The 26700-nt window shown below is 59.1% G+C and carries 18 protein-coding genes and 1 pseudogene; 18 read left to right on the plus strand and 1 reads right to left on the minus strand.

What is annotated here, in order from left to right; translation table 11 throughout:
* Positions 1-824: 824 nt before the first annotated feature.
* The 14 genes and pseudogenes from tssA to QCM77_RS05560 all read left to right on the plus strand — a co-directional run bounded on the left by tssA (position 825) and on the right by QCM77_RS05560 (position 20630).
* The gene (gene tssA, locus QCM77_RS05495) at positions 825-2459 is read left to right on the plus strand and encodes a type VI secretion system protein TssA (protein ID WP_279682238.1); all 1635 of its coding nucleotides are present in this window, start codon (positions 825-827) and stop codon (positions 2457-2459) included.
* A 38-nt stretch (positions 2460-2497) separates the two neighbouring features.
* Positions 2498-2989, plus strand: coding sequence for a type VI secretion system contractile sheath small subunit (tssB, locus tag QCM77_RS05500; protein ID WP_279682240.1), 492 nt, complete (start codon positions 2498-2500; stop codon positions 2987-2989).
* Positions 2990-3024: 35 nt separating this feature from the next.
* Positions 3025-4497: a type VI secretion system contractile sheath large subunit gene (tssC, locus tag QCM77_RS05505; RefSeq protein ID WP_279682242.1), complete on the plus strand. Its 1473-nt coding sequence runs from the start codon at positions 3025-3027 to the stop codon at positions 4495-4497.
* Positions 4498-4509: 12 nt separating this feature from the next.
* Positions 4510-4905, plus strand: a complete 396-nt coding sequence (gene tssE, locus QCM77_RS05510; RefSeq protein WP_279682244.1) for a type VI secretion system baseplate subunit TssE — start codon at positions 4510-4512, stop codon at positions 4903-4905.
* 4 nt (positions 4906-4909) lie between these two features.
* Positions 4910-6658 (plus strand): type VI secretion system baseplate subunit TssF, encoded by a 1749-nt coding sequence (tssF, locus tag QCM77_RS05515; RefSeq protein WP_279682245.1) that lies wholly within the window; start codon positions 4910-4912, stop codon positions 6656-6658.
* On the plus strand, positions 6622-7608 hold the full coding sequence (tssG, locus tag QCM77_RS05520) for a type VI secretion system baseplate subunit TssG (RefSeq protein ID WP_279682246.1): 987 nt from the start codon (positions 6622-6624) through the stop codon (positions 7606-7608). Before tssF ends, tssG begins: the two co-directional genes overlap by 37 nt.
* A 2440-nt stretch (positions 7609-10048) precedes the next feature.
* On the plus strand, positions 10049-11734 hold the full coding sequence (gene tagH, locus QCM77_RS05525) for a type VI secretion system-associated FHA domain protein TagH (RefSeq protein WP_279682248.1): 1686 nt from the start codon (positions 10049-10051) through the stop codon (positions 11732-11734).
* Entirely contained in the window at positions 11734-12243 is a 510-nt protein-coding gene (gene tssJ / locus QCM77_RS05530) for a type VI secretion system lipoprotein TssJ (RefSeq protein ID WP_279682249.1), read from the plus strand. Before tagH ends, tssJ begins: the two co-directional genes overlap by 1 nt.
* Before the next feature lie 74 nt (positions 12244-12317).
* On the plus strand, positions 12318-13658 hold the full coding sequence (gene tssK / locus QCM77_RS05535; protein WP_279682251.1) for a type VI secretion system baseplate subunit TssK: 1341 nt from the start codon (positions 12318-12320) through the stop codon (positions 13656-13658).
* Between the two features lie 188 nt (positions 13659-13846).
* Positions 13847-14554, plus strand: coding sequence for a type IVB secretion system protein IcmH/DotU (gene icmH / locus QCM77_RS05540; protein ID WP_279682252.1), 708 nt, complete (start codon positions 13847-13849; stop codon positions 14552-14554).
* A 13-nt stretch (positions 14555-14567) separates the two neighbouring features.
* Positions 14568-18128, plus strand: coding sequence for a type VI secretion system membrane subunit TssM (tssM, locus tag QCM77_RS05545; RefSeq protein ID WP_279682254.1), 3561 nt, complete (start codon positions 14568-14570; stop codon positions 18126-18128).
* A 10-nt stretch (positions 18129-18138) separates the two neighbouring features.
* Positions 18139-18438 (plus strand): hypothetical protein, encoded by a 300-nt coding sequence (locus QCM77_RS05550; RefSeq protein ID WP_279682256.1) that lies wholly within the window; start codon positions 18139-18141, stop codon positions 18436-18438.
* Entirely contained in the window at positions 18435-19325 is an 891-nt protein-coding gene (locus QCM77_RS05555; protein WP_279682258.1) for a serine/threonine protein kinase, read from the plus strand. The genes QCM77_RS05550 and QCM77_RS05555 overlap by 4 nt, the downstream gene beginning before the upstream one ends.
* Positions 19326-19603: 278 nt before the next feature.
* Positions 19604-20630 (plus strand): annotated as a pseudogene (locus QCM77_RS05560) (IS630 family transposase).
* 225 nt (positions 20631-20855) lie between these two features.
* On the opposite strand, the gene QCM77_RS05565 reads toward QCM77_RS05560, so the two are convergent.
* Positions 20856-22244 carry a hypothetical protein gene (locus tag QCM77_RS05565; RefSeq protein WP_279682260.1) on the minus strand — a complete coding sequence of 463 codons (1389 nt, stop codon included), beginning with the start codon at positions 22242-22244 and terminating at the stop codon, positions 20856-20858.
* 976 nt (positions 22245-23220) lie between these two features.
* On the opposite strand from QCM77_RS05565, the gene QCM77_RS05570 reads away from it, so the two are divergent.
* From QCM77_RS05570 to QCM77_RS05585, 4 genes are all read left to right on the plus strand, one after another.
* Complete coding sequence (locus tag QCM77_RS05570) at positions 23221-23478, plus strand: hypothetical protein (RefSeq protein WP_511337185.1); 258 nt, start codon at positions 23221-23223, stop codon at positions 23476-23478.
* Positions 23479-23902: 424 nt separating this feature from the next.
* Positions 23903-25384 carry a type VI secretion system Vgr family protein gene (locus tag QCM77_RS05575; protein WP_279682261.1) on the plus strand — a complete coding sequence of 494 codons (1482 nt, stop codon included), beginning with the start codon at positions 23903-23905 and terminating at the stop codon, positions 25382-25384.
* Positions 25381-25761, plus strand: a complete 381-nt coding sequence (locus QCM77_RS05580; protein ID WP_279682262.1) for a hypothetical protein — start codon at positions 25381-25383, stop codon at positions 25759-25761. Before QCM77_RS05575 ends, QCM77_RS05580 begins: the two co-directional genes overlap by 4 nt.
* A gap of 192 nt (positions 25762-25953) precedes the next feature.
* On the plus strand, positions 25954-26466 hold the full coding sequence (locus QCM77_RS05585; protein ID WP_279682264.1) for an Hcp family type VI secretion system effector: 513 nt from the start codon (positions 25954-25956) through the stop codon (positions 26464-26466).
* The last annotated feature ends 234 nt before the right edge of the window (positions 26467-26700 follow it).

Raw genomic sequence — 26700 nt, forward strand, 5'->3', positions numbered from 1 at the left:
CGCTGGAGCCAAATCTCTGCGCACCGGATTCCAGGGAAACGTGTTGTTCCCAAGGTCGTCATTAGATGGCGTTTCTGCAGCATAGGCGCGGCAGGTGCACGTCTCGTCAATGCGATAAAAACTATCGGGGAGAATTCGTTTTTCAGATGTTCAGGATCGCCGATCCTCACATTCCTAACGGCAGGCGTCCGTCTGCCCGTTCCACGCATCACTCGCACTTGGGCACAGGCGCGGATATGACGCCGGTCACGCTCACGATTCAGGGAGAGGCTCATCCGTGTGCTCAGTGCTATCACCTGAGCATTCGCGGGAGGTATTTGAGGTCTCAGGTTCACCATCTTTCGTAATCGCTCCGATACGGACGAAACCGCACTTGAGCGATCACCCAATGCTGCTGCATCTCAAGCCGGAAGTGCACTTAAAGTCGCCTACAAAATGAGATGTTCCGACGACGAAACATCGCCGTACCGTGTTGAAATATCGAAGTCTCGTTTTCTTGCGGAGTTTCGCAGGCGCGAGCGCGCGTGGTGCGCTTTACCTGAGCTCGAGGCTTCCTTCAGGCCAATGACTGAGCCGACCCAAGAGCCACTGCCGACTCCTCTAATGTTGGGTTTGCAACATGATGTCGGGGCCATGACGCCTCCGATTGAGAAAATCGCTTTTGCAAATCAGGCCATTGCATTTGGCACAAGGCTTGAAGGGGGAATATCATCCAGCAGCGCCTGTGCAAGGAGGGGCAGTGGTGGCTTACAAGAGTGTCGCCTCTCGGCTTATTGTATGCGGCGGGTACGATGTTCACTTTCCTAGTACCGCGATCCGTCGCAATGCGCGTGTGCGTATGGTCCTGTCGCGTGATTGACTATTGGGTCGTGGTTCGAGACAACATCGATGCGCGTGCGCGACACGGTGCTGCGCCTGTGCCAGGCCCCGCGCCCGCCGGCATGAACGTCCGTGATGCGGCCGAATTTGAGCAACTCGAGGCCGAGGTGCGGCGGATGGATGCCGACGGACCAGCTGCGGTTGATTGGAGCAAAGTCAATACACTGTCTCTCCATATCCTGTCGAACCAGTCAAAGGACATTTTGGTTGCCTGTTGGGCGAGCTATGGTTTGTTTCGGACTGGAGGATACCAGGGTCTTGCCGTCGGTTTAGGGGTTTTGCGCGGCATGGTGGACGCGCATTGGGAGGGGCTCTTTCCGCCGATCAGGCGGGAACGGGCGCGGGTCGCAGCGATCGATTGGCTCTTTGGTCGCGTCGGACCGGAGGTGGCCGAGAATCCGCCAACTGAAGCCGACTATCCGGCAGTGCTCGCCGCGTATGAGGTGCTCGATGATCTCGATGGCCAATTGCGCGAGAAGCTCGTCAATGAGCAAGTCGGGTTGGGCGAGTTACTGAGGGCGCTGCAACCGCATTATGACCAGGCCAAGCGCGTGATCGCCGCGGCGGCCGAACGTGCGACTGAGGCGGCCACCCAAGCTGCCGAGCCGGCCGCGGTGGCACCGGCAGTATCCATTCTGCCGGTCAAGAGTGCTCAATCGGCAGTAGTGGAGGCATCGCTAACGGCTAGTTCCGATGACGACTGGGCCGGCTTTATCGACCGGTTGCCTGATATGCTGCGGCAAGCTACGGCCGCCCGGCGCGTCATATCTCCCACAGACCCGAAGGTCTATCTGTTCGCTCGCGTCGGCTCGTGGATGCGCTTTGACGCGCTGCCGCCCGATACGGGTGGCCGCACGACCATATGTCCGCCCGCCGATAACATCGCAGCGTTAGAAGCCAAGGTGGCGACCGGTCGGCATGCCGACGTCGTGAATTTGGTCGAAGAGATCGTCTGGATCGCTCCGTTCTGGCTCGATACTCACCGGCACGCCGCCAAAGCGCTGAAGCAAATGGGGCCGCTCTTTGAGCCGGCGGCCGCGGTGGTGCGCGCTGGCTTGGCTCTGCTGGCCATTCGCTATCCGCGGATCTTCGAGCTTCAGTTTAACGACGGCCGGCCTTTTGCGGACGAGGGAACGCGTGCTTGGGTCGCCGCGGGTGGTGCGGACGTGTCGCCGGGCCGTGATCCTGTCGACGCGGCGGTTGCCGAGGCATACAGGCTTATCGGCGGCGGGCAGCCGCAGGCCGCACTCGAGAAGCTGTCCCATGCCTTGAATGGCGTGAGTGGGGAACGAGCGCGGTTCGTGGGCCAGCTTGCGCAAGCACGTTTCTGCATCGAAACCGGCTTCGTCACGACCGCCATCCCGCTGCTGGAGCACATGGAAGAGGTCGTCGCCGAGCGCAATCTCGAAAGCTGGGAGCCCGCGCTCGTACTTGATGTCGCGGAATTGCGCTTTCGCGCGATGACCCATTCCGACTCGCAGCAGATGATTGACGAGCCTCGCCGCCGCGCCGCGCTTGAGCAACTCCGAACGCGGGTCGCAGGTATCGACATCGCACGCGTAAGCCAACTTAGTGGCTAGCTGATCTTGTCAGGAACATAGTCTCAAAGGGAGCTGATATGGCACAGGAAAGCTCGGTCGCGCCGAAGGAGCGCATCAATATCCGTTTCAAGCCGGCAACCGGCAACCTCAAGGAGGACGTCGAGCTGCCGCTCAAGTTGTTGGTCTTGGGCGACTTCACCGGACGGGCCGATGACCGCCCGATTGAGGAGCGAGAGCTCGTCAATATCGACAAGGACAATTTCAACGAAGTTGTCAAAAGCCAGGAACTGACTCTCCAGATCTCCGCTGAAAATAGGCTCGACGACCAGCCCGAGGCTGGCAAGCTGTCGGTATCGCTGAAGTTTGAGAGCCTGAAGGACTTCGAACCCGAGCGTGTCGCACAGCAAATCCCTGAATTGCATGCGTTGACCGAATTGCGCGCGGCCTTAATCGCCCTGAAGAGCCCCCTCGGTAACGTGCCAAGTTTCCGCAAAGCCATCCAGAATCTGCTCGAAGACCACGGCGCGCGGCCGCAGCTCTTGAGCGAGCTCACCAGCAAGAGCGAGTGAGCGGATCAACGAGCTGTTTCAGGAGCAAGTGCGCTATGACCGATACAAGCGCGCAGCAGCCGGCTGAAGTCGCCACCCTTTCACTGCTGGATCAGGTCCTCGTCGAAACCAGGATTACTCCGCGCGACGAGGAGTACGACCTTGCCCGCCGGGGCGTCGCAGCTTTCGTCGCCGAGCTCATCAAACCGAGCCGGGCCGACGAGCAGGTCAACAACGCGCTCGTCGATCGGATGATTGCGGAGATCGATCGCAAGATCTCGGCTCAGCTCGACGCCGTGTTGCACACAGTGGAGTTCCAGCAGCTCGAGTCGGCCTGGCGCGGGCTTAAGTTCATGGTCGACCGCACCGATTTCCGTCAGAATATTGAGGTGGAAATTCTCAGAGTCAGCAAGGACGAACTGCTGACCGATTTCGAGGATAGTCCCGAGATCGTCAAGTCCGGTCTGTACAAGCACGCCTATACCGCAGAGTACGGCCAGTTCGGCGGCCAGCCTGTCGCGGCCATGATATCGGCCTACGAATTCGGCAGTGCCAGCCGGGATGTTAAGCTCATGCGGTATATGAGCGCGGTAGCCGCCATGTCGCATGCACCAGTCATTGCCTCTGCTGCGCCGGAAATGTTCGGCGTCGAACATCATGAAGAGATCGCGGGTCTGAAGGACCTGCGATCGGTGTTCGAGGGACCAAAATACGCGAAGTGGAACTCGTTCCGCGAAAGCGAGGACGCTCGCTATTTCGGACTGACGCTGCCGCGTTTCCTGCTGCGCCTGCCCTATGGACCGGACACCGTTCCGGTGAAGACTTTCAATTACCAGGAAGCCTCAGACGGCGAAACCGATAATTACCTCTGGGGGAACGCTGCTTTTGCGTTCGCTACGCGCTTAACCGAAAGCTTCGCTAAATATCGCTGGTGCCCGAACATCATCGGCCCCCAGTCGGGTGGGGCGGTTGAGGACCTCAATCTGCATACTTATGAGTCGATGGGGCAATTGCAGACCAAGGTGCCGACGGAGGTTCTGATCTCGGACAGGCGCGAGTTCGAACTTGCCGAGCAGGGCTTCATCGCGTTGACCATGCGCAAGGGCTCAGACAATGCCGCTTTCTTTTCGGCAAATTCTGTGCAGAAGCCGAAGTATTTCGGTAACACCCCGGAAGGCAAGACGGCCGAGCTCAACTATAAGCTCGGCAGCCAGCTGCCTTACATTTTCGTGATCAATCGGTTCGCGCACTACATTAAGGTGTTGCAGCGCGAGAACATCGGCTCGTGGAAGAGCAGGGAAGAGCTGCAAAGCGAGCTGAACAACTGGATCCGCCAATATGTCGCCGACCAGGAAAATCCGTCGGCCGAGATACGCTCGCGGCGGCCTTTGCGAAAGGCGGAGATCGTCGTCGAGGACGTAGAAGGTGAACCGGGCTGGTATCGCGTCTTCATCGCCGTCGTTCCACATTTGAAGTACATGGGCGCGGATTTTGCTTTGACCCTCAAGGGCAAGCTCGACAAGCAGTAGAGGTGGTACACGATGTTCGACCGCAGCCTTATGGAGCGCTTGGAGGACGAGACGGCGACCAATCACGCGTCGTTCGACCGTTTCCGGGCAAGCGTCATGGAAAATTTACGTCGGGTCCTGAACTCGCGCCAGGGCTGCTGCGAAACACGGAAGGACTTCGGCATGCCCGACCTCAACGATGCGATGGGGCAAGGAGCCGACGCGGTGCGTGCGCTCGCACATTCGCTCAAGCAGCAGATCGAGACATTTGAGCCGCGCTTGAAGAATGTTTTGATCCGCTTTCAGGCTGATTCCGACAACCCGCTGCAACTGAGTTTCCACGTCAACGCGACGCTCAATTATAACGACCGGATGGAGCGGGTTGCCTTCGATGCGATCTTCGAGAAGCATGTCCAGGTGAGGGGCTGAAGCGGTGGCCCTTAATCCCTATTACGAGGATGAGCTGTCTTATTTGCGCGAGCTCGGCACTGAGTTCGCTTCAGCCAATCCGAAGCTTGCGCCATTTCTCGGACGTGATGCCACTGATCCCGACGTAGAGCGGCTATTGGAAGGCTTCGCCTTTCTTGTCGCGCGGCTGCGCCAGAAGCTCGACAACGAATTTCCCGAATTCGTCCACGGCTTGTTGCGGATGGTATGGCCACAATATCTCCAACCTCTGCCGCCAATGACGACTCTCGCGTTTGCAATGAAGCCATCGGCGAGCGCCGCGAGCCTGAACGTACCGGCCGGCACGAGCGTTCGCTCGCGTCCAATTGAGGGAACGAACTGCACGTTCGTTACCTGCTATCCGATTGACGTGCTGCCGCTGGAGATTAGCGACGTTCAGCTTGAGAACCGGACGAATTCGGCTCGACTTATTTTGGTGACCAAGGCAGCCGGCCAGCGAGACCTGTCATGTCTTAAGGATGGTCGGCTCCGCCTCTTCTTCTCGACGGAGCGAGAGCCACAAGTGGGGCGCTATCTGTGGACTTGGCTGTGCCGGCACGTTGCGCAAGCAACCGTGACAGTGGCGGATCGACAAGTCGTCACCATTGGACCCGCACAGATCACACCAATCGGCTTCAGCGATGCCGAGGCGGTTTTGCCCTGGCCGCGCAACGGCTTCTCAGGATTCCGGATCATTCAGGAGTATCTGAATTATCCATCGAAATTTCTTTACCTCGAACTGTCCGGTCTCGAGCCGGTCGGAACCCACACAGAGACGGAATGCAGGCTCAGCATCGAGTTGCAGCGTCCCTTCCCCGCGCACTTGCGCTTGGGCAAGGGCCAGATTTGCTTGAATTGCACGCCCGCAATCAACGTCTTCAGCCACGACGCCTCGCCGATCCGCTTGAAGCGGACAAAGACCGAGTACCGGGTACTTGCCGCCGGTGGGCCGAACTTCAGCATCCGTTCCGTTGACCGGGTGACGGGCTATGTGCAAGGCTGCCCCGAACGCACCGAGTTTGAGCCATTCGACCTGTTACGACACGATCTGCCCGGCGCCGAGCGCAACCGCGTTTACTTTCGCGAGCGTATCCGGCCGGCGGTAGTCGGCCGGGGCGTCGATCACTATGTGAGTTTCGTTGACCGGCTCGACATCTGCCAGCATGCGCCGATCGACGTCGCATCCCTGCAATTGACTTGCTCCAACGGACCCATCGCCGACCGGTTGCCGGTCGGTGCAGTGGATCTGCCGACCTCTGATACGCCTCGCGCGGTCACCTTCTCCAATATCACGACCGTCGTTGCAGAGGTTCCGCCACCGGTCAATGACGGCCTGTTGCGGCGGCTGACGGCCAATCTGGCGCGCAATTACGGCGCCATAGTCAACGTCGAGACGCTGCGGAGCATTCTTGCCAGCTACGAGTTCCGTGCGGTCTACGACGTTCAGGCGCGTCGGCGCCTGGAGTTGCTGCTCGAAGGCCTCGACCAGTTCGTGACCACCGATACCGATCACGTGGTACGCGGCGCCCCGATCCGAATGCGAAATATTGAACTGGCCGTGGTCGACAGCAAGATCGGGAGTGAGGGCGAATTGTTCCTGTTGGGTTCGGTGCTCGACGCCTTCTTCGCGACGTTCGCCGGCATCAACATGCTGCACCGGTTTTCGGTCCGGGGCACGGAAAGCAACGCACACTACGCATGGCCAGCGAGAATCGGATCGATTACCCCGCTCTGACCGCGCACGATGAGCGGGATGAGCTCTCGGCCTGCGGGTTCTTCTCGCTCGCCGCGCTTCTCGAGCGGCGCTTCAGCGACGCTCCCCCGATCGGATCCACCGAGAATCCCGCACGTGAGGCGGTGCGCTTTCGCGCGGCGCCGACGCTTGGATTTCCTGCCGAAGAAATCGCGGGAGTGAGGCGGGTCAAGGCCGCCGGCGAGCGCGTGGAGGTAACTGTCAATTTCCTCGGGCTGCACGGCCCTTCCTCGCCGCTGCCGGCCTTCTACACCGAACGGGTCATGGATGCGGACGGTATGGGATCGCTCGGCGACTTTTTTGACCTTTTTAATCACCGTCTGATTAGCCTGCTGCTGCGGATCTGGCGGTACTACCGCCACCATTTGCGGTTCGAGGAGGGTGCAACCGACCCGATCTCGGTGCTGATTGGTGCCCTCTTTGGCTTGATGCCCGCCGAAAACACAGCCAAAGAACGCGAATGGCGCGCACGGCTGCTGCCACACGCGGGTGTCCTTGCATTGTGCAGCCGGTCGGCCAAGCTTCTGGCCGGCGCGATTTCTAGCCATCTAAATATTTCGGCCCGGGTCGAGGAATTCATCTGGCGCGAGATCGAGATTCCACCGGAGGCGCAGTGGCGCCTTGGCCGGCGTGGTCTTGAGCTCGGCGTTGACACTCTTGCTGGCGAAACCATGCCGGATGTGGTGGGCAAATTTCGAGTTTGCCTCGGCCCGGTCAACCAGCAGATGTTTCGGTCGCTGCTGCCCAGTTGCGACACCCACGCCATCCTTTGCCGTCTGATTAGCGTCATTCTGCGCGAGCCTTTGGCATGGGATCTCCAGCTGGAATTAGCGGCCGGGCAGACACCGGAATGGACTCTGGGCGAAGCAGAATTGGGCTGGAGCACATGGATCGACCCGCCCAAGGGAACCGGAGGCCTTGTTCTACTGTGATCGTTTTCGAGTTATTTGCTTATGGTGAAGATCACCGGCGATGACGGGACACCGGACCATGATGGCGCGTGATGGATCGCAGACCGGGTCGCGGTCAACCCGGTTGCCATAGGGTACTGGCTGCGCTCCAATGGCTTCCGCACCGAGCGGATCCTGGCTCCTTACGACCGTGAGCACGCCGTCACCTGCATACGCCTCTTGGATGCGGATGCAGAGGGCGCGGTGGCGCGAGGTCGCCGAGATCATGTTGCGCATCAATCCCAGCCACGAGCGGGTGCGCGCCCGCCGGGCTTATGAGAGACATCTGGTTCGCGCCAAGTGTGTGAGTAGGCATGGCTTCCCGCGGTTGGCGCTAAAGCCGTTCGGCACGGTTTTTGCGTAGTTCGCTGGTAATTTGGGAGAACTGTAGGTGCTAAACGTAGTGCTGGATGTTCCGCTGGTCAGCCAACAACATGACTATGACGGTCAATTGAACATGCGACGAAACTATGCCGGAAATATACGACCGCATGGGAATGACAATTGTTGGTATGCTTGCGCTTGTATGCTGTCGTACTACTTTCGCCCGGGGCCTCGGCTGGGTCTGCCGTCCGTTTGGCGGGCTGACGTAGGCATCAACGGTTACCAGTTTGATTGGTTGGCGCGCACCGAAGGATTAGACTTTACGCGTAATTTTATCGCAGAGACACTGACCACACGAGGGCCAATCTGGGCTGCGCTGCGTCTGCCGTCACGCTCCGGGAACGAATACAACCGAATGGGCATATAGTAGTGTTGACTGGTCTGATAGGATTCCGTCTTACCCAGCGCGTGGAGTGATCTACTTCTGTGATTTTTTATTCGTCGACCTTTTCGTCAAAAATAGCGATTGGCTGTGAACACCCCTCCGGGCCACAGGGCTCTCCGCTGCGAACCCCGAGCGAAGACACCTCAGTCCTGCTTTCGTGTCCGATTGGCGACATGTAAGTCCGGAAGCCGCCGCCGAGGGCGCCAGTGGTTGGCCGGGCATGGCGTTAAAGCGCGCTGCTTTTTGCCTCCCTTCATCGCATACGGTTGACGCGAGCGGAACTCAAGCAAGTCAAGCGCCCCGTCGGTGGCCGAGCTAAATGATGTGTCATGGTGGGTTGACGGCTCGCTCTATCCTTCCTGGGATTGCGTTCTCTCATTCCAGAAGACATTTGCGTCCTGGGCAGAAGCCGCGCTGCCTTCTCGCAAAGATCACTCGCGACACGGGACGTGGGATCGTCGCGGAGGAGGGCCGGAACCCTGCGCTCCCGGCAAAGGCGTCAACTCGTTTGCGACCGTTTGCTCGGGCCAGGTCTTTTCGCGGCTCGACCCAACTGCACGAGGGTCAGCCGCCGTGAGGCCTTGGCGTCCGTAGCATTGCGGTTGCTAGCTGCGCAATGGTCGCTCAAAGCGGTTTCGCGGGTGACACGACTGGCTTCGCACCAACCGTCGGGATAAGAAAAGGAGGATTAGCGAATGAGGTTTCCGCCATAGCGAGCGCTGTTCTGGATGACAGCGGTGGCGAGGCAGATCATTGCACGGCTTTGTCGCAGCGCGCCGGAGCTCGAGTAGCCTTTAGCCTGTCGCGGAACGTCCCGACCAGACGTGGCCCCCCGAAGTGAGCACTTGCTCAGCAACGACGACGAAAATCAGATCCAGGCACTCGATGTCGAGCAGCCAGTTTGCAGATGATGCGTGGAGTGCCGCAGCGATCGTACGCGCGCGATAGTACAACCCTCGTGTTTGCAACACTTGATGTCGCGCCAAGTGCGTCATCAACAAACCTATCGAAGGCATCGAGCCCAGTGCCTGAAGTCACCGATAACGCGGCCGTCGAGAAAGTCGCCAAAGGCGTAGATCGCCGGACCGCCGAGCCGTATGGTCTGGCAGGTCTTCGTCCTTTCATCGATTGAGGATACGATTCCGGTGTCGGACCGCGTGCGTCCGGCGTGGAAGTGACGCTTACCGATTCAGCAAGGATGGACGACACAGACAGCATCCGGTTGAGAATGTCCAGTGTCCGACAGCCGCAGCGCTTCTGTCACGTTGAGAACACCTGCCGCCTTTCGCCGACCTAAGGTTCTCGACGCGTAATCAGTCGCTTAAATGAGGGCATGCCATTGGCACGGCCGTTGCTATTGAGATCCGGCAACACTGTTTGGCTGAGTACACGCACATGCGTATTACGAGCGATGCTCTTCCGTCCTCAGGGCCGCGTGCCTCGATCCTGAGAGAGAATGCCGGCGCGTCCTCCACGGGATCTGAGAACGCTCGAAAAGATCTTCGCTCTTCGTGCACTAAACGCGCCCAAACCAGTCAATCAGCTCCACAATTATGGTGCGGAACAGGCAGCGTCAGTGTTGATGCTGCACGGAAGTCTAAAGCGACGATCGGATATTGATGTGCGCTAAGTGAGTGAGCCTGAGGGGACCGGATGCATCTCATACTCGAAGTCGTCGGAGAGCAGGCTGAACCGCTAGGTCGTAACGCTAGACAGGCGTTTGGACCAGAAGGTGGCTCCCTGGGGCGGGGGCTCGGCTGCAACTGGCAGCTTCCCGATCGAACCAACACGCTGTCAGCACGCCACGCACTGATTGCATTTAATGGCATTGGCTTCAACATCACCGACACCAGCACCAATGGTCTCTACATCAACACCGTTGACGCGCTGTTAGGACGTGGCAATACGGCACCGTTGGCCGATGGCGATACACTCTACATGGCGAATTACATCATCTCTGTCATGATTGAGAACGATCCTGTCGAGGAACGTCAAGGGCTCGGCCTGACAGGCTCGGTTCTAACAGCACATGATTCGACTGGCGGACTACTAGAGGTCGTTGCGAATGTTCAACTCGACCCATTAATGGCGCCTGCTAACACCGAATTGTTCTCCTATTCAGCTGCGGAAGGGAGGCCGCAAGCCGTCGTTTCGCCCCGAGCGACTCATCCATTGTGCTTGCCTGAAGACGAAACGCTCGCCAACGACACAGGCTCTGTCGAGGCGAATGTGCTGGCAGATGTTCCTCCGCGGCCCTCGAGCTCGGCCATCGCGGACGTGCATCCGTTGGGTGCGCCGTTGGGCAAACTTCCCCTAGTTCTGTTGTCGTCGGCGGCCGCCCCGCTTGTCGAGCCATCGAATTCGCCTCCACGGTCGCTCTCGGATGAAAGTTGTGCACCGTCGAATGCTCGACCTGCATCACCCATTCCCGAGGACCTCGACCTCAGCGATCTGTTGCCGGGAGCCGCCTCGTGCCGGATGCCATTGGTGCCCTCGCAGCAAGAAAATGCGCGTCTCGATAAATCGAATGAAGCGCTGCACATCGCGCCGAAGCAGCTCGCTCCTCCCTCGACGAATGATCTCGGGAAATTACGGGATCCTGGCTCGAGGTCGCCCTCGCTCGATGAGCGGGACCTTGATCGGCTGGCGAGCCTGAAGGAAGCTGCTGCGCAACGCGTCGTCGCCTCTCCCGAGGTGAGCAACGCGACAAGGAGCAGGGCGCCGCAGTTGCCGGCGACCTCTCCATCCGACGCAGACGAACTCCAGGCGTTCTGGGACGCGCTCGGATTCAATCCGGACCTTGTGCCACCAGCGCAGCGTCAAGAGTTCTTTGCCGAACTCGGCCGTGCGATCGCCGAGATGGCGAACGGCCTGCATTCGATCCTGACGGCGTGGGCCACGGTGAAGAACGAGTGCCAAATCGGGTCGATGCAGACACGCGCTGGGAACGACAATGCATTACAGTTCATGAAGAGCAGTCACGCCCTGCGCGAGGCGCTCGCAAAAGATCACGGATTCCTGCTGCTCTCCCGGTCTGTACGCGCGGGCTTCGACGACATAAAGGCGTATGAAGTCGCGGCCATAGCGGCGATGAGGGGGGCGGTCAGCAATGTGCTAACACACATGAGTCCTCAGCGTATCGAGAGCGACGGTGCCAATAGCGGGCTCTTCGGGGCACGCATCACTAAGGCCAAATTGTGGGACAGATTTGTGGAACTGCACGCATCCATGATCAGTGACATTGACCGAACTGCTCGCTCCTATATCGCTGAAGAGTTTGCTAGAAGCTACGAATCGCAATTCTCCGCGCCTGGCCAGAATGCAGGGAAAACGGCGTAATGGCGCCGTCAAACACACCTCAGCGGTTTTCCGCCCTTGCCGGTGCATTGCTGTTGGCTGCTGCGGCCAGCAGTTGTTCGACTGATAAGAGCTCAAAGACGACGCCAATCAAATTCGTGATCGAGGCCGATGAGCTCGTCAATCCAAACGCGCACGGCAAACCGTCGCCGGTTGTCGTCCGCATCTATGAGCTGAAGTCAACGGCCAGTTTCACCCAAGCGCAGTTCTTCGAGCTGTTCGACGATGGTGCCAAACGCCTCGGCCCCGATCTGGTGGCTACACGTGAGTACGAGCTGTCCCCTGGCGGTAGAGTCGATTTCGAACGCAACACGCCGATCGAGACTCGAAGTGTCGGTGTGATTGCCGGCTTCCGCTCCGGCAACAACGCGCAGTGGCGCACAACTGCCGAAATCAAGCCTGATCGTGACAACAGGATTTTGGTCAAACTGACCGCACAGGCTGTTACCATCGAGGAGGAGGCCAGCCGAAACTGGTGGAAAATCTTCTGACCGGCTGGTGGTGATCGCAACGGCCGCCGGACAGATACATCATTGGCAAACTCAGCGAAGAGGCGCTTGAAACAGTGTCTACGACAAGCAAACCGATCTGGTCCGAAGGAATGTTGGTGCGGCCGCAGCACTTTCAGCAGTACGACCGCTGGATCGAGCAACTGGTCGAGAACCGCGTTGCTGGCTTGGTCGGCTACGGCTGGGGCGTTCGAAAAATTGCCTTTGATCGTAATCTTCTGGCGCTTGGCCAAGTCGCCCTGACTGAACTTGAAGCCATTATGCCCGACGGCACGGCCCTTCGTTTACCTGAGCATGTCCGGCTTCCGATCGGACGAATCCCTCCACCCGCGGCGAGAAACCTGCTGGTCAAGATCGCGGTGGGTACACGCCGGCAGGCCGGCAGCGACGTCGCTTCGGGGGATGCACTTGCGCGCCGCCACGATCAGGAGGTCTTGCAGGTCCGGAATGCGAGCGCGCCGGAAAAGGCTCCGATCGACATCAGGGTTGCGCCGCTAATAACACATCTCATGTTCGACGGCGAGGAACAAGGTGATCTGATCACGCTTCCTATTTGCCGCATCCGTGAGATCGATCCGGCCGGTGCGATCACTTTATCCGACACCTACGTTCCGCCGGCCATCGACATTCATGCAGTCCAGCCGCTCATCGCGCTGTTGAACGAGGCCAGATCGTTGCTGCGGACGCGCGCAGAGGCGCTTGCTGCGCGCGCGGATCCCTCGCGCGCGACGACAGACGGAGCGGGACTGATTGATCTTATCACTTTGTCGATTGTGAACGGGGCAGAAGCCGAGTTCGACCACTTCGCAGCAACACGTGGGCACCATCCTGAAACCCTCTTCCGCGCGGTGCTTGGTCTTGCAGGGCAGCTGTCGAGTTTCGTTGGCGACCGCCGCCCACCGCAAGAGATGCCTCCCTATCGGCATGAGGATCTCGAGAGCTGCTTCACGCCGTTGGCTGATACTCTGCACAAGCTGCTGTCTGTCGTGATCGAGAGCACGGCAATATCGCTCCCCTTGCAGGATCGAGGCTACGGTATCCTGATTGGCCAGATCACCGACCGTATCTTGTTCCAGAACGCTCGCTTCGTTCTTGTCGCTGTGGGAAGCGTACCGACCGAGAAGTTGCGTAACCAGCTTCCGGCGCAGATTAAAGTAGGCTCGGTCGAGCAGATTCGCGATCTCGTTAATCTTCAACTCCCGGGTGTTCCGATTCGCGCCCTCGCGGTGGCGCCACGCGAGTTGCCTTACATCCAGAATGCTGTCTATTTCGAACTGGACCAGTCGGTGGAGCTGTGGCGCATCCTGCCGCGCTCGGCGGCCTTTGCTTTCCACGCCAGCGGTGACTACTCGGATCTCCACCTCGAGTTCTGGGCCATCCGTGGAAAACGGGCGTGATGGGCTCGAAACAGATGGATGAGCCAACAGTCATTGGACGCAGGCCAGTCGGTCCAACCCGTAACACTCAAAGCGCGAAAGCTTGCGCTTTCGTTCCACCGAAGGTCGCCGCTCCAACGGGTTCTCACACGTCGTCGGCTGTATCTGAATCAGACGAGGTATGGGCAGAAGACCATACCGAGATCGTTGTGCAAAATCTCTTCGAGCCAAAGGCAGTGGAGGACGCCTTGGTCGCGGCCGCGACCCCGCTCCTTTTGGTTGTCGCGCAGCTTCGTGTCGTCAACAATGCCGATATCGCCGCGCTGCGTCGCGGCATTGTCGAGCAAATCCGTCGCTTCGAGGAGCGGGCCACCAAAGAAGAAGCGGGCCGCGGCGATATAGGAGCCGCCCGTTACGTGATATGCGCGCTGCTGGACGAGGCGGTAATGACCACGCGCTGGGGCGGTGAAAGCGCCTGGAGTGACAACAGCTTGCTCAACCAGTTCCACAACGAGACGTGGGGAGGCGAGAAGGTCTTCCAAATACTCGAGCGCGTCCAGGCAAAGCCGGCCAAGTACCTCGCGTTGCTTAAGCTCATCAACATCTGCTTGTTGATGGGGTTCGAGGGCAAATATCGCGTGATGGAAGGGGGCCGCGAGCGGCTTGAAGACGTGCGTTCCGACGTTCAACGTCTCTTGCGGGGCTATACCGGGGCACTACCCGCCGAACTATCGATCCGATGGCGCGGCATCAAAGTACGTACGGGCGTGCGTCCCTACGTGCCATTGTGGACCATCTTCGTCGCCGCCGCCGTTGTTATGCTGACCGGCTACAGTTTCGTCCGTTGGCGACTATCGGACGAACTCGCGCCCCTCGAGCAGCTGCTCTTCGTGATCGGGCAGTCCGGGCGGCGTTAATGTGGAGGTGCAGATGTTTGGGGCTCAATTCGCGGCACTCTTCTCGGTTCGAGGCATCACCACGCTGATCGCCTTGTTGCTGGTCAGCGCGTTCATTTGGGTAGGCGGGCCTTACCTTGACCTGTTCGGTCAACATCCGTTCGGCTCGGTGACTGTTCGCGCCGCCACAATCGCCTGCTTCTTTCTGGCGGTGGTCGTCATCATCTTTGTCCGTTCTTGGCTGGCGCGCCGTGCCAACCGGCGGGTCATCAAGTCGCTGATGGAGAGCGAAGGCCTCGTCACGACCTCCAAAAATCGTAGTCAGGAGGAGGTCGAGCTGATCCGGGCACGCTTCGAGGACGCGCTTAAGGTCCTGCGCGATAAGGTGTTCGCCGGCAAGATCGGACCAAGCTCTCTCTTCGAATTGCCCTGGTACGTCGTCATTGGGCCATCGGGCGCCGGCAAGACGACGATCCTGCGCAACTCGGGCCTCCAATTTCCGTTGGCCGAACGGCTCGGCGCCCACCCGGTGGCGGGCCTCGGCGGCACGCGAAGCTGCGAGTGGTGGTTTACCGAAGAAGCAGTCTTGATCGACACGGCAGGTCGTTACACGAGCCAGGATACGGATGCCGAGGTCGATCGTGCGGCGTGGCACGGCTTTCTCAATCTTCTCACAATGCATCGACGCCGGCGGCCGATCAACGGCATCTTGGTTGCGATCAGCCTGTCCGATCTCTTGATGCGCCATGAGAACGGGCGCAGGCTCGCCCAGTCGATTCGATCGCGGATACAGGAGCTTCTGAAGACGTTTGGCATGCGCATTCCGGTCTATGTTGTGGTGACCAAGTGTGATCTCGTGCCTGGCTTCGCTGAATATTTCGACGATCTCGACGATGAGGGCCGCGCGCAGGTCTGGGGCAAGACCTTTCCTCTCGAAGGGCCAGGCGATCACATTGATGACGTCGTAACCCGTGAGATCGAGGAACTTGCCGAGCGGCTCGAGGGCAAATTAGCCTTTCGCATGCATGACGAACGTAATCCCAATCGTCGTGCAATGATGTATATATTTCCGAAAGAGTTGCGGAGCATCCGGACCGCGGTCGCTGGCTTCGTGAGCGAGGTATTCCGGTCGAGCCGCTTCGAAGTACGACCGATGCTGCGCGGAATCTACCTGACAAGTGCTGCCCAGGAAGGGATGCCGATTGAGAGGATCAGCGCTGCGGTCAGAAGGAATTGCGGTCTGCGCGCAGTCCTGCCCACGTCGTCAATCGGACCGGGAAAGGGATTCTTCATCAAGCAGTTGCTGGCCGACGTGATCTTTGCCGAGCAGGGACTGGTCGGCCGCAATCTCAAACTCGAATGCAAGCTCGCGATGAAGCACTGTGGTGGCTATTTCGCGGCGGTCATACTGGCGGTGGCCGCATTGACCCAGTGGTACGACGCCTTCGCCCGCAGCGAAGCGCGCATCACTGAAATAAAAATGGCCGCACAGACACTGCAAGGGCGCCTCAAGGAAGTACGCGAGCCGCTGGACCTGAAGCAGCTCTTGCCGACCCTCAATGCCGCGCGCCGGCTGCGTCTGGCTGCCGGCGAGAACACTTGGTACACTTGGCTCGGTGCCGTCGGAATTTCGGCGACCCCGGTGCTCGTGCCAGCTGCGCAACAGGCCTATGATCAGATTCTGGTCGATCGCCTGCTGCCGGTTTTTGCCAGCAGACTTGCCTTTCGCATCGAAGACCTATCGCGTATTGGCAATGATGCTCTGCTGGACCAAGCCAAGGAAATGTTCCGCACGTATTTGAGGCTGAGCGATCCGAGGCATTTCGATCGCGGCAAAGTCGAACAGGCTGCGCGTAGCGAAGTGGCGCGTGCATTTGCGCTCGACGAGACATCAGCGGGCGAGCTAATGGAGCATTTTTCACGCCTCATAGAGTTGCTGCCGAAGCCCATCACGAGTGACCGGACATTCGTAGTTGCGGTGGGCTCGCGGCTGATGGAACGTCCCCTGGTCGAGCAGATCTACGCCCGGCTTTTGCGCGAAGGCGCTCAGAACACGCAGCTCCGGCCAATCCACCTGGTCAGTCTACTGGGGGCCGGCCAGCTTGAGATAAAACCCCAGGCTGTGCTCCCTACTTTTGACCAGCAAGGGCTACCTTCTTCGGACGGCACTGCGATCATCCCGGGCATCTTCACACGAGATGGTTGGATCGATTTCGTGCTGCCGCACCTTCCAATCATCGTCCAGGACGAGCAAAGCGGCGACTGGGTCCTCGCCGGTAGCTCGTTCGACGAGGCGGATACACAGCAGGTGGTGCGCAAGGTCATCGATCGCTATGTTGCCGATTACATTCGCATTTGGACAAACGCGCTGAGCAGCGTCCGCGTCCGCAAGTTCGACGATATGCAGCGCGCCTCGGGGATCCTGCGCGGGTTGGCCGGCCCGCAAAGCACCCTGCAGCAGATCATTTCCCTCGTGCGCGACAATACGAACCTGCCGCCGCCCGGAGAGCAGAACGCGGCCAGGGCGGGCGAGACAGCGGTCAGCATGTTCTCTGCGGCACCCGGCGACGGTTCCTGGCCGGGAACACGGATTACGGAAGCCTTCCGGCCTCTGGTCCAACTCGGCATAGGCGGGGCCTCGGGAGAGCCGGCCGGTATGGATCGCATCCGGGATCTTTTCGGCGGTCTGTATGCAACGGTGGCCGGTATCGCAACCGCACCGGATCCCGGCCAGGCCGCATTTCAGCTCGTTCAGCGGCGCGTCAAGGACCCGAACAACGATGCCTTCGGCACCTTGCGCGCCGACTCGGCGCTACAACCCGAGTTGGTCCGGACCATCATGAACGACATCGCGCGTTCAACATGGAGCGTCTTGCTTCAACAGGCCCACGGGCATCTCAATGCCGTTTGGATGCGGAAAGTGGTGCCGGTCTGCCAAACTGGCATCTACCAGCGTTATCCATTTTTCTCGGCAGCGACCGAGGACGTAACATTAAAGGACTTCAGCGATCTCTTTCGTCCCGCTGGCATCCTCGATGACTTTTTTCAGAATTACCTGTCGCCATTCGTCGTCGAGGGCAGGACCGGCCTTGAGCCGGCGACGATTGACGGCGCGGCGGCGCCGATTCATGCGGATGCTCTGGCTCAATTTCAGCGCGCGCGAGAGATTCGCAAGTCCTTCTTCAGCGGTTCTGGCGCCGCACCGGCCGTGAAGTTCAGCATCAAGCCGGTCTACCTCGCCCCCAAACTGCTCCGCGCGACTTTTGTCATGGATGGCAGGGAGATTGTCTATCGTCATGAGCCGTCCCGTGCCTACGACATTGAATGGCCGACTCGAAACGATGCAAGCACGGCCTCCATCACCCTTGTCTTAGTGGATGGGACTGAGGAGAAGATAGAGCGCTCAGGCCCTTGGGCTCTCTTCCGTCTCCTCGACGCCTCGCGGCCCGCCTCGCGTGGCGCTCCCGACCGCTTCACCATCGCGATCGGTGGATCTCACCGACCCAAGGTAACCTATGAACTGCGGGCGGAAAGTGTAAGCAATCCGTTCAGTTTACATGTCCTTCGTTCGTTCCAATGTCCGGATCACCTATGATAGGAGCGCCGTGAGAGTTCTTTTCAGTGTTTTTGGGAAGAGCCGCGAAAATGACGGTGGCACCACCGTGGAGCGAGCGCTCAGCTCGGCCGCAACGCTCGCACGCCGTCGCCTGGTAGCGGCGAGTGAGCTGCGCGACATGTCCCAGCTTTGCCGCAACCGCATCGATACGAAAGTGCTGTATCAGGAGCTCAAGGGACTGTTGGCGGTCCACATTCTGACGGGCATCGTCCTGCCTTGCGCTCCAGCGGAACAGGCTAACAAGGATGCGAGTGCGATCGTCGAACGTTTGGGCGAGGTTGCATTGTGAGTACGGCCGCCTTGGGATACGTGCTGGGCGGTCGTTTCGACCTGGTAGAGGTCATTGGCGAGGGCGGCACCAGCACCGTCTATCGCGCGATTGATCGGATCGGCCTATGGGCGCGTGAGCAAAATCCCGAGGTCGCAGTGAAGGTCATCCAACCGCATTCGAAGATGCGCCCGAAATTAGTGCAGTTGCTGCACGGCGAGGCGCGCCTTTTGCGCGACTTCGTGCACCAGAATTTGGTGCGAATCTACGATTCCGACTACGACGGCAAGTACCATTACATGGTCATGGAGCTCTTAAAAGGCCGCTCGCTAGCGCAGATCCTGGCCGATCGTCAGGGACAGCCGCTGTCACCCTCTGTATCCTTTCATATCGTCAACGCCGCCGGGCAGGGGCTCACCCACATGCACAACTTAGGTATCGTCCATGGTGACCTCAAACCGGGAAACATCTTCATGACCTCGACGGGCGAGATCAAGATTGTGGATTTTGGGACAGTCGTCACGCTGGGCGGCCCGCCGCAATGCGACAGGGCGAAAGCTGTGCTGGATCAAATTGGACTCCTGACACCGGCTTATGCTTCCCCAGAGATGCTGATGGGTGAGCCACGGGCGGAAAGTGACGATGTCTACTCTCTCGCGGTGGTCGCGTATCTGGCCCTGACCGGCAAGCACCCGTATGCGCGGTGGCCGGCCGACGAAGCACTCAAGGCAAATCTCAGACCGGCGCAGTCCCCGATTATTTCGTCAGCGCAATGGCGGGTGCTCGCTTCGGGCCTTGCCCTAAATCGCCGCGACCGGATACAAACCGTCGGTGAGTTCGTTCAAAGCCTTGGTCGGCCGCCCTGGTTCTACCGATTGTGCGGTCAGCGTATGCCAATGTCCGAGTGAGAGTAGGCGCGCGCGAAGTTACTCGCAGAAAAAGCCCGAATGCGACGTCATGAGGAGCGCACAGTCTCGCTCTTTTGGGTGCTCATCGGCAACTGGAGAGAGGATCTCTTTCCGCTGCCAGAATTCGCTGAAACGCCGCAGTTCAAATTGTTCGATAGCCGCGAGGGAGTTTTGGCGCTCGGATTATGGCGCGGCTGACCCGTATTGGAATTGGCCGGCTAGTGTTCCGATGCTGACGAACGATTCACGAATCGGCTCAGACCTGCCAATCTGGGCCGATGAGGACGATCGGACGGATTTCGATCAGCTGTGCTGATCGCGAAGGATTGGAGGGACTGGTCCGAAACCGGAACGCGCCCCAGAAGGTGGTTTGGAGAGCGCAGATCGTGCTTTTGGCCAGCGATTGCGACGGCCGTGGGCAAGAGCCTTCTGACAATACGCCGCTGGCGCCGCCGCTATGTTGGCAAGGGAGCGGACAAGCTTTTGAAGGACGCAACCCGGCCTTCGCGCGTCAAGCGGTTGAGCCCTGAGAAGATCAAGAAAGTGGTGCGGACGCTGCACGAGAGGCCTTCGAAGGCAACGCATTGGAGCGGCGCAGCATGGCGGCGGCAGCCGGCATTTCCTACAGCAGCGTCCAAGGGATCAACGGATCTGGCGTGCGGCGGGCTGAAGTCGCATCAACACGTTCAAGGTCTCGCGCGACAAGCACTTCGCCGCGAAGGTCGAGGATATGATCTGGCTCTATCTCGATCCGCCGGACAGGCGCTGGTTCTCTGCGTCGATGAAAAAGAGCCAGATTTAAGCCCTCGACCGCCCTCAGCCTGGCCTGCCGATGATGAAGGGCCGCGCCGGAACGACGACCCATGACTATAAGCACGATGGCACAGGAGCTGTTTGCAGTGCTCAGCATGCTGGACGGCAAGGTCATCGGGGCGTGCATGCCACGCCATCAGCATCGGGAGTTTCTGCGCTTTCCAAGCTGATTGACCAACAGATCAGGGTCTCGACCTTCACCTCCTCGTCGCCAACTATGCCACGCATAAGACCCCGGCCGTGAAACGCTGGCTCAAGGCACATCCGCGCTTCCACATGCACTTTGCGCCCACCTCGGCGTCCTGGCTCAACATGGTTGAGCGCTTCTTTGCCGAGATCCCCCGAAACCGCATCCGCCGCGGGAGCGTCGCTGAGCTGAAAGGCCCCATCATGCAATACCTGGAAAACCACTATGCCGATCCCAAACCGTCCGTCTGGACCAAGTCTGCGAGCCAAATCTTCGAAAAGTCGCCCGGGCGAAACAAGCGTTAGATTCACGACATTAGATCAAGCGATCTCTGTATATGAGCGACACGTACGAGGCGAACACATCCGCTGCCAGGGAGCCAAACCCTGGCCTTGGCCCGCGCCGGGAGGCAAATCGATCGCTTGTTGCACCGGGAATCTGTGAGCTGGCCATGCGGATAGTTTATAAGATGGCAATGCCGATCATCTGCTCCACTTCAGACTTGCAGCCCAACCGTTCCTTTGGCAAGCTTAGCGTCGATGGATGACAAGGATGCAGCCGCCTGGTCCCGTTTCGGCTGTGTACCGCTCACCCTGGATGTAGAAGCGAGGCATTGGAACTTCAGGGGTCGGCAGAAGTCTGAACGCTCGCAGTATGCCGATCAGGAAGTCGTCGGCCACGCGGGGACCGTGAATCCAGTCATTGCCGACGCTCGCCCCGATATCGGGGAATGGCTCGATTTCATTCATCTGCTGGGCTCGAGGCAGGGGCTGCAGTCCCAACTCGCTGTATCCAGGGGTGAGAATAAAGTTTTTGCCTTCCGGATTATTTGGAGTCACGGGCACCCGCCCTGCCCACAATACCGCAGCATAGCGCATACCGTTGATGAGCACACTTTCTGGCCGCAACACCGCCGGAAGGAGGCCGCTTTCTCGCAATTCCGCGATCAGTGGGTCCGGCGCTAGGCCGCCCCTCCAACCGGGGAGGACATAAGCTCCGAAGTCACGCTCGGCTTGCCTAGCCCCTGCTGCCAGGCACGGGCGATCCGACGGCATTGTGGGCGCCAGTGGTGATGACGATGGCCCGGTGACTTCGAAGCCCTGAAACATCGCACCGCGCGTACGGGCCCAGTCCTCGAATTGAACGTGGCGCTGAAAATCCCGAAGCATATCTCGCAAATTCAGGAGACGATTACGAATTCCGCCAATCGCGGGTGCGTTGCGCCCTATACAGTCGGCTGCATAGGCTTGCACGTCGGCATCCAACGACGGCAGCGCAATCCGGTCCACCATTGGGGGTCTGTTGGTCTCGCGGATCCACTCGAGGAAGTCGTACAAATCCCCTGCAGCATGGTCGGCGCCGCGCGAACGGCGGTTCGGGAGCTTCTCTCTAAGCCAATCCCAAAAGTCCTGATGAAACGGCATGTCCACCTCACACGGGCCGCGCACCTGATTGGAGCCCCTGCTGCTTTCGCCGCCACCGCTGCTATCGCTGTTGTCGGTGATATCGTTGCTATTGCGGCTACTTGACGAGGGCCCGGCTCCATCAAAGCCCTGAAACATCAGACTCCTCTCACGTGCCCACTTCTCCAAATGCAGGTCCCGAAGCATATCTCGCAAGTTCAGGAGACGATTACGAAACCCGCCAATCTCCGGTGCATCGCGCCCTATATAGTCGGCTGCATAGACTTGCACGTCGGTATCCAATGACGGCCGCGTAATCCGGTCGGCGATTGGGGGTCTGTCAGTCTCACGGATCCACCCGAGGAAATCGTGCATATCGCCTGCTGCAACGTCGGCGCGGGGGGAGCGGCGCTCCGGGAGCTTCCAAGCAAACCAGTCCCAGAAGTGCTCATAAAGCTGCATATCCGCCGCATAGAGGGGGAGCCACTGATCCGAGCCGCCGCTGCTGTCACTCACGCGAACCTCCGGTAAAAGCTGCAACTGCAGCGGTAAGGCATGCTCGCTCGATGCGAAGCGCACGTCGCGTGAGTTTGGTTTGGGAGCCGTTCTGCCAGATGCTCCGAATTGAAAAGCAGCACGATTCGCCACCGCTCCAGCTTGTTTGCGATCAATCTTAACCGCCTACACTTCGTCGTTCGGCAGGGCGATGGATGTTGCGATGACGAATCCGACGAGATTGACCGTCGACTTCTCGAGACCGGTTCTCGCGTTACGAGTCGATCGCGGCCGTATAATCCCGATCGACGAGAAGCTCAAGTCGGCGGCCATCTGCGGCGCACCCTCTGCCCCTCGGATCCTTTCCTTGTCTGCGCAGGGACCGGAGCCATGTTGTCTTGCCGCGTTGCAGTGTCAGCGCTTCGATAGCTTCGGGATTGTCTCGGGCTCGCCTCCAAGGCGGTCCGAAAACAGCAGTCACAATCCTCAGTGCCGCGTCTAGCCTGAAGTGGTGATAACACGGCCCCCTTAGGAGCTCAAGGACGCAGCGCGTTTCTGAAGTGCACAGGCTAACACACGAGATGCCCAGAAGTGAACCAGACCAATCTGCACTGTCTGTTCGGTCACAAACACTTTTGTTTAACGATCGACATGTCTGTTTGCTGCGCGGTCTTAGAACCGAAGTACCGGTTCAATGCTGTGGCCCACCAAATAGGCTCGCCATCAGCCGTCGAAAGGCCTCTCTGTGGTGGCCTCACGCGGCACGTCCCGTGCTGATCGTCGTGGACCGGTCCCTCTGCAGGTTAGTTCGAAAAATAGCTGATCTTGTCGAGCGATGAATCATGAGATGCCTCCGAAAGACCTTGTTAGGGTGCGTTCAGCTCGACTGTTGTTCAGAGTCTGACAGTGTGGGGCCGTCGCCCTTGTCAGGTTGAACACTTGTTCGGTACATCTCAGTTATTTCAAGGCGATCAATAGCTCAAATCAGGAGACGTCATTGGCACGGCTGTTGCTATTGAGATGTAGCGACACCAACTGGCAAGGACACGCAAAGGAGCAAGGCAAACGATGCTCTCTTTCACTTGAACCCGTGCGCATCGCCTTAAGAGCGAAAACCGGCGTATCTGCATCTGAGAGCGCATACACCAAGCGCGCGGGTCTGCCGATCGGCTTTGCAACTATGGTGCGAAGGAAGAGAGCAATGTTCGCGCCGCAGGAATTCGAATGCGACACCCGGATGTCGAATCCGTGCTGATAAGCAAGGCTCACGTTGTGAGATCCAGCTTGCGCTCCGAGCCGCTGCAGAGAACGATGAACTCTTCAGAACCATGCGCCAGATGCGCCGTTCGGACATTCATAACGGCGCCGTTAGGCGATTGCGATACACGATGGATGGCAACGAGACACCGGGCCGGCCTTCCACCATCTCGCCAGCGGACGGCGGGTGTCGCTTCAGGGCTTAAACTGCCACGATCGAGCCGGTCGGCGAGTTCGTCCCGCATCTCGGCAGGCCGTGTTCGGCTTTATTAAGTTCTGCTGTCGGCGCAGTTTGCGGCCGTAACGACTAAGCTAGGTGAGATATCGCTAGCATTCAGTGTTTCGGGCTCACAAACGACTCTCGCTCCCCAGCACCCGTGACAAGCAAGCCTAACACTGCCAGAGTTTGACATGGTGCACAGATGAACAACGACTCCAATCTCAATATTCATCTGGACATTTGCAGCAAGCCCAATATTGAGCTCGACGTGGAGGGGTTCGAGGGCACAGAGTGCATTTCACTGCCGTTCAGTTACGTGATCTACGCCACGACATCGAGCGATGTCGATACCGGCTCTTTGATAGGCGAGCGCGCCAAGCTGTCTGTCAAAACCGCGTGCGGGCGATGGCTTGCCTCGGGCCTGTGCGCCCAAGTCGAGGAACTCGATCCGACGGTGACTGGCCTACGAGTGCTCCAGTTCGTCCTACGGCCGCGCTTTGCCGTTGCTGAGCTCTCCATCGCGAGCCGCATTTATGGCCCTGGCGAACCCATGGGTGTCGATGACATCATTAAACAGCAGTTGAACAAGGTGAGCATCAGCGTTCCCACCGAATACAATCTCGATCGCTATCCCAAACGAAGTTATGTTGTGCAATACAATGAAAGTGATTTGATGTTCATTTCCCGCCTTTGCGAACGAAACGGAATTTTTTACTTCTTCAAGCAGGAAGAAGACGGTGACATCGTCGTCTTCGGCGACAAGAATCTGGCCTTCCCCAAGGTCGGGTTCGGCGCCAAGTCGGCGCTCCTCTATGCGCGCCAATACGAGCGCAAGACATCTCGAGGCGTCGACGAAAGCTCCGTTCGGTCATTCCGGCAGCGCCGGGTTCTCTCGACAAAGACTATCGCGCTCCACGATTATGACGAGACCGTGCCTTCCGTCGTGTCCGTCGATAAGCAGGTCGGACAAGGCAGCGGTTTCTTGGGCAAAGCCTCGCGCTTCGGCGGGCACTTTGCGGACGAAGCAGAAGCGGCCACGCTGGCCCGGATCCGTGCCGAGCAGATCTGCGCCGGCCAGACAATGTACATCGGCCACAGCGACGCACCGGAGCTGCGAGCTGGCGTGATCTTCGAACTGCAGGGCCATCCCCGTTTCGATGGTGAATATCTCGTCATCGCCGCGGACCACTCGGCCTATCGGCCGGCACCGACCGGATTCCGCGCGTTCGCTCAGGATGGGCGAGCCTACCAGAACATGGTCCATTGCATCCGCGCGGACGTGCCTTATCGACCGGTTGTGATGACGCCTGTGCCTCTGGGCGTCGGTCTCCACACCGCCACAGTCGATGGAGAAGCTTTGAACGGGCGGGCCGAGATCGACGACCATGGCCGCTACAAGGTGCAGTTGGCATTCGCCGAAGAACTGGCAAAGGGACGTGGCAGCGACTACGTGCGCAAGCTCGAACCTTATGTAGGTCCGAATCAAACCGGCTTGCATTATCCGTTAGTCCCCGGAACTGAAGTTCTGGTCGGCTACTTGAACGGCGATATTGATCGGCCAGTCGTGATCGGGGCGGTCCATAACCCCGACATGAAGGCAGGAGTGACTTCGGAAACGCCTTTGTTCAATCGCCTCAAGTCGCAATCTGGCGCCACGATCGAGATTTACGACGGACCTGCATGATTTCTTCACGGCGGCTTATGACCGCTTGGCGACCAGCGACTCGCGAGATCGACCCGGTATTGGAAGCGGTCGCCAATGCGGCACGCGCGACCATCCTGCCGGCAGTGTCGATCAACATACCCTCGCCGTCGACCGACGGCGTTCGTTCGCAACGGCTTCGCGACGGACGAGAATTGCGTCTCAAATTATCCACGCGCTGTCTCGATCAGAAACAACGTGGTCCTCGCACGGTGATCGTCTACGCGTTGCTGGGCAATGCAGTTGTCGACAACCGCATAGGGTACCAGGTGAGGGGACAGGCTGTACTCGATGTTGCCACGCGTGCCTTTCTAGATATCGACTGTCAATTGGAACAGGTCGCCCCTGTCATGCCGTGACGGATTGCTGTCTTGATTGCGATGACTCTTCGCGTGATGGGTGCCGGTGCCTGGAGACCTGCCCAGCCCAATTGACCATCACGTCCGGTAGGCCCGAAAATCCGTGTCGGTTGCACACGGCTCTTGGCACGGATGTTGCGAGGGTCATCGGGCAAGTATGTGCCGGGTATGCCAGAGACCGGGGAGACGAACGTGTCACTTGAAGCCTACATGACAATCAAGGGAAAAAAGCAGGGCGACATCTCCAAGGATGCGTCCAAGCTGGACAGCATCGGGCAGGTCGCCAAGGGGGCCTCTGATAAGCAAGGGAAGATCACCGTGGTCGCCTTCACCAGCGGCGTCGTCGTTCCGCGCGACACGACGAGCGGTGTCGCCACAGGCTCTCGCAACCACCAGCCTGTGCTATTCACGAAATTCTTCGATCGGGCCTCGCCGCTGCTATGGCAGGCGCTGGCCACCAACGAGGTGCTCGAAAACCTGGTCTGCGAGTTCTACCGCACCGATCCAGGGGGCATGCCGCAGCCGCAGAACTTCTTCAGAATAACCTGGAAGAACGCGACGTTAGTCGAGGGCAAGGCTTATGTGCCGCTGACAATCAATCCGCAGAACAACTTCTTTCAGAACATGGAAGACTGGTCGTTCACCTACAAAGAAGTGAAATGGGAGCACGTTCCCGGCAGCACCAGCGGCGAGGATAAATGGTGACAACGCCGCGACGTTCGCGCTGCCGCTGTTTTGCGGCGCCGACGCGCTATGCTCCCCGCCAAACCAAGGGCGGAAATTTTGTCGCAAGCACCGTCCGGGAAATGGCGGATGCAGGGCGTACATTCGAGGCGTCGCAGAGCTCCCGGTTGGCTATGCCGGGTCTGCTTGATGGCAGTGTGTAGACAGTGCTTGCTCAACAGATGTTAGATAGGCGGCTAGTATTGGCTACCATTG

Origin of the sequence: Bradyrhizobium nivariense, assembly GCF_029846695.2 — a bacterium.
Classification (GTDB): domain Bacteria; phylum Pseudomonadota; class Alphaproteobacteria; order Rhizobiales; family Xanthobacteraceae; genus Bradyrhizobium.

Bases quoted from the DNA above. Each gene is read 5' to 3' on its own strand.
- tssA (WP_279682238.1), top strand. From the start codon at position 825: ATGCGCGTGTGCGTATGGTCCTGTCGCGTGATTGACTATTGGGTCGTG.
- tssG (WP_279682246.1), top strand. From the start codon at position 6,622: ATGGCCAGCGAGAATCGGATCGATTACCCCGCTCTGACCGCGCACGAT.
- QCM77_RS05580 (WP_279682262.1), top strand. From the start codon at position 25,381: ATGATTTCTTCACGGCGGCTTATGACCGCTTGGCGACCAGCGACTCGC.
- tssC (WP_279682242.1), top strand. From the start codon at position 3,025: ATGACCGATACAAGCGCGCAGCAGCCGGCTGAAGTCGCCACCCTTTCA.
- tssB (WP_279682240.1), top strand. From the start codon at position 2,498: ATGGCACAGGAAAGCTCGGTCGCGCCGAAGGAGCGCATCAATATCCGT.
- tagH (WP_279682248.1), top strand. From the start codon at position 10,049: ATGCATCTCATACTCGAAGTCGTCGGAGAGCAGGCTGAACCGCTAGGT.
- tssJ (WP_279682249.1), top strand. From the start codon at position 11,734: ATGGCGCCGTCAAACACACCTCAGCGGTTTTCCGCCCTTGCCGGTGCA.
- tssE (WP_279682244.1), top strand. From the start codon at position 4,510: ATGTTCGACCGCAGCCTTATGGAGCGCTTGGAGGACGAGACGGCGACC.
- tssM (WP_279682254.1), top strand. From the start codon at position 14,568: ATGTTTGGGGCTCAATTCGCGGCACTCTTCTCGGTTCGAGGCATCACC.
- QCM77_RS05575 (WP_279682261.1), top strand. From the start codon at position 23,903: ATGAACAACGACTCCAATCTCAATATTCATCTGGACATTTGCAGCAAG.